The sequence below is a fragment of the Halomonas sp. BC2 genome, assembly GCF_002078115.1.
In the GTDB taxonomy this organism is placed as follows: domain Bacteria; phylum Pseudomonadota; class Gammaproteobacteria; order Pseudomonadales; family Halomonadaceae; genus Vreelandella; species Vreelandella stevensii.
Window position 1 is genome coordinate 285,105 of the sequence record NZ_LFGT01000005.1, and the last position, 9,271, is coordinate 294,375.

The 9,271-nt window shown below is 62.8% G+C and carries 6 protein-coding genes; 2 read left to right on the plus strand and 4 right to left on the minus strand.

Annotation, left to right across the window (positions count from 1 at the left end; translation table 11 throughout):
* Positions 1-17 precede the first annotated feature (17 nt).
* Positions 18-3,944, minus strand: a complete 3,927-nt coding sequence (gene purL, locus B7L71_RS04830) for a phosphoribosylformylglycinamidine synthase (protein WP_081136338.1) — start codon at positions 3,942-3,944, stop codon at positions 18-20.
* 175 nt (positions 3,945-4,119) lie between these two features.
* Between purL and mltF the strand changes: the two genes are divergently transcribed.
* Entirely contained in the window at positions 4,120-5,586 is a 1,467-nt protein-coding gene (gene mltF, locus B7L71_RS04835) for a membrane-bound lytic murein transglycosylase MltF (protein WP_081136340.1), read from the plus strand.
* A 13-nt stretch (positions 5,587-5,599) separates the two neighbouring features.
* Here the strand turns inward: mltF and tadA are convergent, their stop codons facing one another.
* The gene (gene tadA, locus B7L71_RS04840; RefSeq protein WP_212636732.1) at positions 5,600-6,052 is read right to left on the minus strand and encodes a tRNA adenosine(34) deaminase TadA; all 453 of its coding nucleotides are present in this window, start codon (positions 6,050-6,052) and stop codon (positions 5,600-5,602) included.
* A 109-nt stretch (positions 6,053-6,161) separates the two neighbouring features.
* On the opposite strand from tadA, the gene B7L71_RS04845 reads away from it, so the two are divergent.
* Positions 6,162-6,983 (plus strand): acyl-CoA thioesterase, encoded by an 822-nt coding sequence (locus B7L71_RS04845; protein WP_016916141.1) that lies wholly within the window; start codon positions 6,162-6,164, stop codon positions 6,981-6,983.
* Positions 6,984-7,082: 99 nt separating this feature from the next.
* Here the strand turns inward: B7L71_RS04845 and B7L71_RS04850 are convergent, their stop codons facing one another.
* Together B7L71_RS04850 and rpmE are read right to left on the minus strand one after the other, a co-directional pair.
* Positions 7,083-8,354, minus strand: a complete 1,272-nt coding sequence (locus tag B7L71_RS04850; RefSeq protein ID WP_081136444.1) for a malic enzyme-like NAD(P)-binding protein — start codon at positions 8,352-8,354, stop codon at positions 7,083-7,085.
* 451 nt (positions 8,355-8,805) lie between these two features.
* On the minus strand, positions 8,806-9,021 hold the full coding sequence (gene rpmE / locus B7L71_RS04855; protein ID WP_016916139.1) for a 50S ribosomal protein L31: 216 nt from the start codon (positions 9,019-9,021) through the stop codon (positions 8,806-8,808).
* Between the last annotated feature and the right edge of the window lie 250 nt (positions 9,022-9,271).

The window sequence follows — 9,271 nt, forward strand, 5'->3', positions numbered from 1 at the left end:
CATGCTGCGCCTGCCCATCAACCCAGCCATACCCGCGCATTGCGGAACAGCCGCAGCCAGGCGCCATCCTCGGTCCACTCTGCCGGATGCCAGGAGTTGGTCACTGCCCGCGTCACCCGCTCCGGGTGAGGCATCATGATGGTCACACGGCCATCTGGCGTGGTCAGCCCCGTGATCCCCGACGGGGAACCATTGGGGTTGGCCGGATAGCGAGTGGTGACCTGACCGTAGTTGTCGATGTAGCGCAGGGCAATTTGGCTGCTCGACTGCATGCTGCGCAGGTGCGCCGTATCGCGGAACTCGGCACGCCCTTCGCCGTGAGCCACGGCGATGGGTAGCGTCGAGCCTTCCATGCCGACCAGCAGAATCGAGGGGCTTTTCTCTACCCGCACCATGGCCACGCGGGCTTCGAACTGTTCGGATTCGTTGCGCACGAAGCTGGGCCAGTTTTCGGCGCCCGGGATCAGCGTCTTGAGCTGCGACAGCATCTGGCAGCCATTGCACACCCCCAGCGAGAAGCTGTCGTCCCGGGTGAAGAACGCCGCAAACTGCTCGCGGGCGCGTTCGTTGAACAGCACCGACTTGGCCCAGCCGCCGCCTGCCCCCAGCACGTCGCCATAGGAGAAGCCCCCACAGGCCACCAGGCCCTGGAAGGTATCCAGCGAGACACGACCTTCCAGGATGTCGCTCATGTGCACATCCACCGCATCGAACCCGGCCTTGTGGAAGGCCCAGGCCATTTCCACTTGGCCATTGACCCCCTGCTCACGCAGGACGGCCACCGCTGGCTTGGCAGTGTTGACGTAAGGCGCGCTGATGTCGTCATTGACATCGAAGGTCGGCGCAGCGCTGAGACCGGGGTCACGCACGTCGAGCAGGTTGTCGAATTCGTTCTTGGCGCATTCGGGGTTATCGCGCAGCGCCTGCAACCGGTAGCTGGTCTCGGCCCAGGTGCGCTGGGTCAGCTGACGGGTGGTTTCCAGCAGCGGCTCTTCGAACAGCGTCACGCGTACCTGATCGTCGTAACGCGGGCGGGCAATCACCCCGCAGGTTTCGATACCGGCCATGGCGAACTGGGTCAGCACTTCTTCGGTGTGCTGGCGATTGACCTGGATCACCGCCCCCAGCTCTTCTGCAAACAGCGCATTGAAGGCTTCCACCGGCTCGTCGATCAGCCAGTCGAGCTTGATTTCAAGACCGGCATGTCCCGCAAAGGCCATCTCCAGCAGCGTGACCAGCAGGCCACCGTCGCTGCGGTCGTGGTAGGCCAGCAGCTTGCCATCCCGGTTCAGGCCCTGAATGACCTCGAAGAACGCTTTCAGGTCCTCCGGGTCGTCCACGTCGGGGCATTCGTCGCCCACCTGGCCATACACCTGGGCCAGCGCCGAGCCGCCCAGGCGGTTCTGACCGTTGCCCAGGTCGATCAGGATCAGGTCCGACTCATCCTGCTCGAGGTTGATCTGCGGGGTCAGCGTGGCCAGCGCATCGGTGACCGGCGCAAAGCCAGTGACCACCAGCGACAGCGGCGAGGTGATGCTCTTCTCTTCGGCATCATCGCCCTCCTGCCAGGCGGTACGCATCGACATGGAGTCCTTGCCCACCGGCACGGCAATCCCCAGCGCCGGGCACAGCTCCATACCAACCGCATGCACGGCGTCGTACAGCGCCTGGTTTTCGCCGGGGTGGTCGGCGGCACTCATCCAGTTGGCGGAGAGCTTGATGTCCGAGAGCTTGGCGATCGGCGCGGCGGCCAGGTTGGTAATCGCCTCTGCCACCGCCAAACGGGCGCTGGCGGCCGGGTCGATCAGCGCCACCGGCGGGCGCTCGCCCATGGCCATGGCTTCACCGGCATGGGTATCGAAGCTGGCGGTGGTCACTGCCACGTCGGCGACCGGCACCTGCCAGGGGCCGACCATCTGATCACGAGCCACCTGGCCTGTGATCGAACGGTCGCCGATGGTAATCAAAAAGCTTTTCGAGGCCACCGTGGGCAGGCGCAGCACCCGGTCCATGGCTTCGCGCAGGTCCAGGTTGTCGAGCATCACGCCGGAAAGCTCGGGCGTCTGGCGCTCGAACGAGCGGGTCATCTTCGGCGGCTTGCCGAACAGCACGCTCATGGGCAAATCGACGGGTTTGGTTTCGAAGTGGCCATCGCGCACTTCCAGATGGTGCTCTGCCTGAGCTTCGCCCACCACCGCATAGGGGCAGCGCTCGCGTTTGCACAGCGCATCGAAGGTATCGAGGTCTTCCGGGGCCACGGCCAGCACGTAACGTTCCTGGGCTTCGTTGCACCAGATTTCCAGCGGGCTCATGCCCGGCTCGGCGTTGGGCACGGCGCGCAGGTCGAACAGCCCGCCACGGTTACCGTCCTTGACCAGCTCCGGCAACGCATTGGAGAGGCCACCGGCACCCACGTCGTGGATGAAGCGAATGGGGTTTTTCTCACCCATTGCCCAGCAGCGGTCGATCACTTCCTGGGCACGGCGCTCGATTTCCGGGTTTTCCCGCTGCACCGAGGCGAAATCCAGATCGGCGCTCGATTCCCCCGACGCCATGCTGGACGCCGCACCGCCGCCCAGACCGATCAGCATCGCCGGACCGCCCATCACGATCAGCTTGCCGCCCACCGGAATCTCGCCCTTCTGGACGTGCTGGGCACGTATGTTGCCGTATCCACCGGCAATCATGATCGGCTTGTGGTAACCGCGACGTTCGATGCCATTGGCACTGAGGGCATCCTGCTCGTAGGTGCGGAAGTAGCCGGTCAGGTTGGGGCGGCCGAACTCGTTATTGAAGGCCGCGCCACCAATCGGGCCTTCCAGCATGATGTTGAGCGCCGACTGCATGCGCTCGGGTTTGCCGTAATCGAAGGCCTCCCAGGGCTGCACGAACTCGGGGATACGCAGGTTGGAGACGGTGAAACCCGCCAGGCCCGCCTTCGGTTTGCCGCCGATACCGGTGGCGCCTTCGTCGCGGATCTCGCCGCCGGAGCCGGTCGCCGCCCCCGGGAAAGGCGCAATCGCCGTGGGGTGGTTGTGGGTTTCCACCTTCATCAGGATATGGATCGGCTCCTGATGAGCGTCGTAGTGAGCGCGCTCACCCTCTGCGCCGGTCAGCGGCGTGGGGAAGAAACGACCGCCGTGACTGCCCTTGATCACCGCCGCGTTGTCACTGTAGGCCGACAGCACGTTGTCCGGTGAGGTGGCAAAGGTGTTCTTGATCATCTTGAACAGCGAATGGCTCTGGGCCTCGCCGTCGATGATCCAGTCCGCGTTGAAGATCTTGTGGCGGCAGTGCTCCGAGTTCGCCTGGGCAAACATCATCAGCTCCACGTCGCTGGGGTTGCGCCCCAGCTCGATGAAGGCTGCCACCAGATAGTCGATCTCGTCGTCTGCCAGCGCCAGGCCCAGCTCGCGGTTGGCGACTTCCAGCGCGGCACGCCCGCCCCCCAGAATATCCACGCTGCCCAGCGGTGCCGGTGAGTGGTGGGCAAACAGCTGGCTGGCCGCTGCCGTATCGGCCAGCACGTTTTCGGTCATGCGGTCGTGGAGCAGTGCGCCGATGGCGTCCCACTGCTCTGCCGTCGCCGTGCCACGCAATGCGACGCGGTAGTCGACGCCGCGCTCGATGCGATGGATCTGGCTCAGCCCGCAGTTATGGGCGATGTCCGTGGCTTTGGAAGACCAGGGCGACTGGGTGCCCAGACGCGGCACCACCAGAAAACGCAGGGCTTGTTCAAGGGGTTCCTGGGCGGCTCGGCTGCCGTAATCGAGCAGCCTGGCCAGCCGTTCCTGAGAGGCGGTATCGAGTTCTTCGTGGTGGTCAATGAAGTGGACGTAGTGGGCGGACAACGCTTCCACCTCTGGAACACATTCACGCAACACCGTTAGCAGCCGTTCATGGCGGAAGGCAGAAAGGGCGGGCGCGCCTCGAAGTTCGAGCATATCTGGAAGCCTCTAAAGCAGGAAGAGTCGAGCAGGAAATCACCGGGCCGCTAAGCGACCGACACACGGACTGCGCACTATGATACTGGAAAGCGGCGGCCACACGAAATCAACAAGGTGACACGGCGATAAAGGCTGGGTATCGTGGCAGCTCGTCCCACGCCGACAAGACACCATGCCGACATTGATTTGCCGACATTTTAGCGCCTTTTATCGGGCATATTTCGCGATGATCGCGACTTTGTTGCTGGTTTTGACACCGCGCCCATCGACCTTTCCCGACGGCGAACACCTCACCCGCGTGCTGGCCAAAGACTTCATCACCGTACATACCCGCAATACGCCCACCACCTACTACGAAGGCCGCCAGGGGCCAACCGGGTTCGAATACGAACTGATGCACCGCTTTGCGGCCTCCCTCGGGGTCAGCCTCAACCTGAATGCCAGCCACCACCCGGACGGCGTCTTGCCTGCCGTGCGCGAACAGGGTGACCTGGGGGCAGCCGCGCTGCCGCTGATGGCCGACACCCCCGGCATTCACTACACGCGCCCGATCATCGAGATGCAGCCACTGGTAGTCTATCGGCGCGGCCTGTATGGCATCAACGCACCCGAAGACCTCGTCGGCTTGTCCATCGGCACGCTGAGCGAAGCGGGCACCAGCGATGCTCTGAAAGCCCTGCAAAGCGACTATCCCAACCTGAGCTGGAAAGAGTCCAACGAACTGGAAGTGGCCGAATTGATGGCCAGGGTAGAAAACGGTACCCTGGATGCGGCCATCATCTTCGATCACCAATTTCGTTTGAACCGGCTGTTCTTTCCCAATGTCGAGCGCGGCTTTTATCTGGGCGAGCCCCTCTCGCTGGTCTGGGCGCTGCCCAGCGGGCGCGGGCTGGGGCTACTCGAGGCGGCCAACCAGTTCCTGCAGGAGCTGCATGAAAACGGCACCCTGGACCGCCTGATCAGCCGCTATTTTGGCCATGACGATTACCTGGAGTACGTGGGCACGCGCACGTTTCTGGACCATCTGGATGAGCGCCTGCCCCGCTACACCGAGCTCTTCAAGCAGGCCGCCCGAGACACGGGGTTCGACTGGAAACTGCTGGCCGCCGTGGGCTACCAGGAGTCCCACTGGGACCCTAACGCCGTCTCCCCCACGGGGGTGCGTGGCCTGATGATGCTGACCAACCCCACGGCCAGTGAGATGGGCGTCACGGACCGCACCGATGCCGCCCAGAGCATCGACGGCGGTGCCCGCTATCTGCGCAGCATCAAGGACCGCTTACCGGACAGCATCACCGGCGAAGATCGCCTCTATATGGCCATGGCGGCTTACAATGTGGGGCTTGGCCACCTGTATGATGCCCGCAACATTGCCGAGCGACGCGGCGGCGACCCCAACCTGTGGCAGGACGTGCGTGCCGCGCTGCCGCTGCTGCAGCAGCGCGAGTGGCACAGCCAAACGCGCCACGGGTACGCCCGTGGCGGGGAGCCGGTGATCTACGTGCGCAACATTCGCCGTTACTACGAAATGATCGAATACGTGGAGCGCAGTCGACAGCAGTTTTTCCAACTGGAGCAGACACCGGCCAGTGAAGAGCCGCTGCTGCTGTTCGAGATCGTGCCACCGCTCACCCCGTGATACCGGGACGGCGCTAGCGCTTGTCGGCAAAGAACTGCTTGAGCAGCTTGCTGGCTTGCGCCGCCAGCACCCCGCCGGTGACGTCGATATGGTGATTGAACCAGGGCTGGGCGAGCAGATTGGCCTTTGATTCCACCATTCCCGCCCGTGGCTCGGCGGCAGCGTACACCAGCCGTTGAATGCGGGCATGCACCATGGTGCCGGTGCACATCATGCAGGGCTCCAGGGTCACGTAGAGCGTACAGCCCTCCAGGCGGTAGTTGCCCAGCCGCTGCCCGGCATCGCGCAGCGCACGCACTTCCGCATGGCCACTGGGGTCGCAGCTGGACAGCGGTGCATTGTGGCCCGCCCCGACGATCTCCCCCCCGGCGTCCACCACCACGGCCCCCACCGGTACCTCTCCGGCGGCCATCGCCAGGTGCGCCTGGTCCAGCGCGCGGTGCATGTAAAATTCATCGCTGCGTATCAAGACAAACTCCGTTAAGGTAGCGAAACGATCGTTTCAATGGCGTGATCGCCAAACGCTGAGGGCGGCCTCCTCAGTGATCAAGCAGACAGCACCAAGGATACCGAGAATGAACGATGCGCTGAAGTCACTGGTTAGCTTGCTGGAGCTGGAACCCCTGGAAGAGACGCTGTTTCGCGGCCAAAGCCAGGACCTTGGGTTTCCCCAGCTGTACGGTGGGCAGGTACTTGGCCAGGCGCTGGCCGCCGCCGCCCGCACCGTCCCCGAGGAGCGTCGCCCTCACTCCCAGCACGGCTACTTTCTGCGCCCCGGTGACCCCCATCGCCCGGTGGTTTACCAGGTCGATACCATTCGCGACGGCGGCAGCTTCACCACCCGCCGAGTCACCGCCATTCAAAAGGGGCGGCCCATCTTCTTCTGCAGCGCCTCGTTTCAAAGCCCGGAAGAGAGCATCAGCCATCAGCGCGCCATGCCTGACGTGCCCACACCCGAAGCGCTGCTGGAGAGCGGTGACGCCAAACATGCTCGTTTCCCAGGCCACCCCATCGAGTTCCTGCACCTGAAGAACAATCCGGACAGCGCCTCGCCTGCCGGGCAGTGCCTATGGTTCCGGTTCGCTGGCGGCCCGCTGCCCGACGACCCCGCGCTGCATCGCCACCTGCTCTCCTACGCGTCGGACTTCAACCTGCTGACCACCGGGCTGATCCCTCACGGCATCAAGTACACGGACCCTAAGCTGCGCATCGCCAGCCTCGACCACGCGCTGTGGCTGCACGAAGATACGCGGCTGGACGAGTGGCTGCTGTACGCCATCGACTCTCCCTGGAGCGGCAGTGCCAGAGGGCTGGCGCGAGGCCATATCTATCGCCGCGATGGGCAGCTGATTGCCTCGACGGCACAAGAGGGGCTGGTACGCTACCCGCTCACCTGATACCCGGCACCCATACGAACACCACACACGACAACGCCCGCAGAAAGCGGGCGTTGTCGTCATGGCGTCTCGAACAGCCAATCTCGTGTCGAGCGGCGCTTAACTGCCGTAGACATCGTCGATGGTCTTGAGCGGATAGTGCGCCGGGTAGGGCTTGCGGGCAACCCCGGAGTCCACCGCCGCCTGGGCCACCGCCGAGGAGACACGCTCCAGCAGGCGAATATCGACCGGCGTGGGGATGATGTACTCACGACCAAAGCTCATCTCGGTACGCTCGTAGGCGTTCAGCACTTCCTGGGGCACCGGCTCGCGGGCCAGATCTTTCAGCGCATGCACGGCGGCCAGCTTCATCGCTTCATTGATGCGCGTGGCGCGTACGTCAAGCGCCCCACGGAAGATGAACGGGAAGCCCAGCACGTTGTTGACCTGGTTCGGGAAATCCGAGCGGCCGGTGGCCATGATGACGTCCGGGCGCGCTGCCCGAGCCACATCCGGATGAATTTCCGGGTCCGGGTTGGTGCAGGCAAAAATGACCGGATCCGCCGCCATCTTCTTCACCTGCTCGGCAGACAGCAGCCCGGGGCCAGACAGGCCGATGAACACGTCGGCACCGTCGATGGCGTCGTCCAGGGTGCGCATGTCGGTATCACGGGCGAACTCGGCCTTGTACTCGTTGATGCCATCGCGGTCGGTGTGAATCACGCCGCGACGGTCGAGCATGACCAGATGCTCTTTTTTGGCGCCACAGGAGATCAGCAGGCGCATGCAGGCAATCGCCGCAGCACCTGCGCCCATGCAGACGATCTTCACGTCTTCGATGCGCTTGCCGGCGATATCCAGGGCATTGAGCATACCGGCAGCGGTGACGATGGCCGTGCCGTGCTGATCGTCATGAAACACGGGAATGTTGCAGCGTTCGATCAGCGCCTTTTCGATTTCGAAGCACTCGGGGGCCTTGATGTCTTCCAGGTTGATACCGCCCCAGGTATCGGCGATGCGTGCCACGGTATCGATGAACGCCTGCGGATTCTCGGCATCCACTTCGATGTCCACCGAGTTGATGCCCGCGAAGCACTTGAACAGCACGCCCTTGCCTTCCATCACCGGCTTGCTGGCCAGCGGCCCCAGATTCCCCAGGCCCAGAATGGCACTGCCGTCTGAAATGACCGCTACCAGATTTCCCTTGCCGGTATAACGGTAGGCATTTTCCGCTTCGCGAGCGATTTCGCGAACCGGTTCAGCCACCCCCGGGCTATACGCCAGGGCCAGATCCCGCGCCGTCGCGGTGGGCTTGGTCAGCTCCACGGAGAGCTTACCGGGGATCGGTTTAGCGTGATAATCCAGAGCTGCCTGCTTGTTTGCATCCGTCATGGTCAAGGTCCAATCAATCTAAAGTAGAAAAGTCATATCAGAATATAGAAAAAACCCAAGCGTCTCAAGCCGCTAGTCAACCAGCCTATGAAACTTGCGTTTTAGCGGCTTTTCCCATCCATTCGTAACTTTTCAGCCTCATTTGCTGCAAGTTATGCATAGCACCCTGACCCATAACGGTTTCATTATGGATGCACTGCAGCATAAGCTGGAAATAGATTCCAAAACGACATTCGGACTTATCCACACCCGCCGCGCAATAGCGGCTGTGGACAATGTCACGACAGGAGGCTCAGGGCCATGGCTTCATCACACAGCGTTCGGCCAGCGTTCAGATGCCGGTGCCGCCAGGGAGCGGCAAAATAAGGCAGGGACAAAAAACCCACGCCGTAGCGTGGGTTTTTGCACAGGGCACATGGCGTGCCTGCGATGGCTGAATCCGTCGTCGGGATCAGCCGCGCTTGACAGCAGCGCCAAAACGCTTGTTGAAGCGTTCTACGCGGCCACCAGTGCTCGCCTGCTTCTGCTTGCCCGTGTAGAAGGGGTGGCAGTTGGAGCATACGTCCAGAGAGAAGTCCTGACCAGAAGTAGAACCAACCTGGAAGCTGGCACCGCAAGAGCAGTTGGCGGTGACCGTGTTGTAATTCGGGTGGATACCTTGTTTCATCTTGAGCCTCATGAGCTATATGCCGCCACCTGATCCGCTGCCAGGCACCGCATACGGGTGTGAAAAACTGCTAACCGGTTAACCGCTCGATCCGATAGATTGAGAGCGGCCGCGCATTCTAGCAAACTAAACGCCGGAGGCCAATTGTCTGATTCTGTTTCATCCCCACCCGCCACGACAGAGCGCGCTCCGGGCGCTTTCCAGGTGCTGAAAGTGGCCTTGCCATCGCCGCTGCGCCGCCTGTTCGACT

What these genes read in the sequence shown, in the direction of transcription:
- mltF (WP_081136340.1), top strand. Translation starts at nt 4,120, where the DNA reads ATGCCGACATTGATTTGCCGACATTTTAGCGCCTTTTATCGGGCATAT.
- B7L71_RS04850 (WP_081136444.1), bottom strand. Translation starts at nt 8,354, where the DNA reads ATGACGGATGCAAACAAGCAGGCAGCTCTGGATTATCACGCTAAACCG.
- B7L71_RS04845 (WP_016916141.1), top strand. Translation starts at nt 6,162, where the DNA reads ATGAACGATGCGCTGAAGTCACTGGTTAGCTTGCTGGAGCTGGAACCC.
- purL (WP_081136338.1), bottom strand. Translation starts at nt 3,944, where the DNA reads ATGCTCGAACTTCGAGGCGCGCCCGCCCTTTCTGCCTTCCGCCATGAA.
- rpmE (WP_016916139.1), bottom strand. Translation starts at nt 9,021, where the DNA reads ATGAAACAAGGTATCCACCCGAATTACAACACGGTCACCGCCAACTGC.